1 protein-coding gene and 1 pseudogene are annotated in these 2402 nt (G+C 73.4%); both read left to right on the top strand.

The features are described from left to right. Positions 1-592: pseudogene (locus tag ABEA26_RS18930) on the top strand (hypothetical protein); the annotation flags it as partial. Positions 593-802: 210 nt separating this feature from the next. Then, complete coding sequence (locus ABEA26_RS18925) at positions 803-2305, top strand: N,N-dimethylformamidase beta subunit family domain-containing protein (protein WP_345593735.1); 1503 nt, start codon at positions 803-805, stop codon at positions 2303-2305. The last annotated feature ends 97 nt before the right edge of the window (positions 2306-2402 follow it).

Here is a 2402-nt window from a genome sequence, read left to right as displayed (position 1 = left end):
CGGCACCGGGGCCGGCGCCCCCACCGACGCCCCCGGCGCTCAGAGTGCCCCTGCCGCCCGAACCCCTCGCCCCCCTCACTCCGACCACGGCGACGAGGACTTCCCCGGTGGCGAGCACTCGGTCCCGGACCACCGCGCCGCAGCCGACGACGACGACCTCGCCGGCACCACCGTGCGCGGCGCCGCCCTGGCTGCCGGGCTCAGTGCCCAGCTGTCCCGCGAGGAGGCGCGGGCGCAGCCGGCCGGAGCACAGCCCTCCGCCTCCGGGGCGGCCGCCGGACCGGCCGGCCCCGACACCGCCCTCTGGGACGACGGTGCCCTCCCCCTCCTCCCGCTTCAGCCCCCGCGCACCGGCCGCGAGATCCTCACCGCCCACATCACGGCGATGGTGTGCTGCGCGGCGATGGACACCGCCGGTGCGGCCCCCGGCCTCGACTGGCTCGACGGACCGTCCCTCCTGGTCAACGGCGTCCGCGCCGCGGACCTGGGCCCCCGCGTGCGCAGCCTCGTGGAGACCGGTGACCCGGGGCCCCTGCGTGACTGGATCACCGAGCTCGGTATACGCCCGGAAAAGCCGGTGCGCCTGGTCTGACGGCTGACGGTTGATGGCTGACGGCTGATGGCTGACGGCGGCCCGGTGCACGGGCCCGCCATATCGGAATCGCTGATTCCACTTTCGGCCACTTCGCAACGAACAGTGACAGCACACGCGCGAAATGTGATGTGCTGGGACCGATCGCGCACATGGCAAGGGCGTTAGTCATACGCACGACCACGGGGGCACGAGGGAGGGGGCTGTCCCATGGGGCCCGAGCAGATTCGCCGCTGGGAGTCGGGAGCACTCGCGCACGCCGTGACGGACCCCTTCGGACAGGGGCCCGTCCCCTGGCTGCGCGGCGGCGAGACGTACTTCGGCGACACCGGCCAGGTCGTCCCCTGGTACGCGGACCAGGACGCCGTACCGGACCCGGACGCCAAACCCGGCCCGACGAATCCCCGACGGCGCATCGACGGGAGCGGTCCGCGCGCCGCCGACGACGTCCGCCGTCAGATCAAGGGCTTCACCGCCACCGGAGCCGCCGCACCCGGTGAGGCCATCGACTTCCACGTCACCGTCGACCCGCCCCAGGAATTCAGCGTCGACGTCTACCGGATCGGCCACTACGGCGGTGACGGCGCCGCCAAGATCACCACCAGTCCCCGGCTGTCCGGCATCGTCCAGCCCCCGCCGCTGACCGCCGACCGCACGGTCTCCTGCCACCACTGGTGGCTGTCCTGGCGGCTGCAGATCCCGTCGTACTGGAACATCGGCGCGTACGTCGCCGTCCTCACCACCTCCGACGGCTACCGCTCCCACGTGCCCTTCACGGTGCGCGACAGGCACCCCGCCGACCTGCTCCTCCTCCTGCCGGACATCACCTGGCAGGCGTACAACCTCTACCCGGAGGACGGCCGTACCGGCGCCAGCCTCTACCACGCCTGGGACGACGACGGCCGGCTGCTGGGGGAGGCGGACGCCGCGACGACCGTCTCCTTCGACCGCCCGTACGCGGGCGCCGGTCTTCCCCTCCACGTCGGCCACGCCTACGACTTCATCCGCTTCGCCGAGCGCTACGGCTACGACCTCGCCTACGCCGACGCCCGCGACCTGCACTCCGGCCGCGTCGACCCGACCCGTTACCGGGGCCTCGTGTTCCCGGGCCACGACGAGTACTGGTCCGCCCCCATGCGCCGCACCACGGAGCTGGCCCGCGAGCACGGCACGTCCCTGGTCTTCCTCTCCGCCAACACCATGTACTGGCAGGTGGAGCTGGCCCCTTCCCCGTCCGGCGCCCCCGACCGGCTGCTGACCTGCCGCAAACGCCGGGGCCCGGGCCGGCCGGTGCTGTGGCGGGAGATCGACCGCCCGGAGCAGCAACTGCTCGGCATCCAGTACGCCGGCCGCGTCCCAGAACCGCACCCGATGATCGTCCGCAACGCCGACCACTGGCTCTGGGATGCCAGCGGCGCCCACGAGGGCGATGAGATCGAGGACCTGGTCGCGGGCGAGGCCGACCGCTACTTCCCGCGCACCGCGCTTCCCGAGCACGACGAGCGGGTCCTGCTCGCGCACAGCCCGTACACCGACGTCGACGGCGCCCGGCGCCACCAGGAGACGTCGCTGTACCGGGCTCCGTCCGGAGCCTGGGTCTTCGCGTCCGGGACGTTCGCCTGGTCCCCGGCCCTGGACCGTCCGGGTCACGTCGACCCACGCGTCCAGCGGGCCACCGCCAATCTCCTGGACCGCATCTGTAAACGAGACTGACCACACCTGGACCCGCACCCGCCCCCGCACCCGCACCCGCACCCGCCCCCGCACCCGCCCCCGCACCCACACCTGGACCCACCGCCCCGCCCCCACC

The organism is Streptomyces marokkonensis, assembly GCF_039539045.1.
Classification (GTDB): domain Bacteria; phylum Actinomycetota; class Actinomycetes; order Streptomycetales; family Streptomycetaceae; genus Streptomyces; species Streptomyces marokkonensis.
The sequence above is the reverse complement of the archived record's forward strand: the minus strand, read 5'-3'. Positions and strand labels throughout refer to the sequence as shown.

Coding starts and splice junctions, on each gene's coding strand:
- ABEA26_RS18925 (WP_345593735.1), top strand. CDS start 803: ATGGGGCCCGAGCAGATTCGCCGCTGGGAGTCGGGAGCACTCGCGCAC.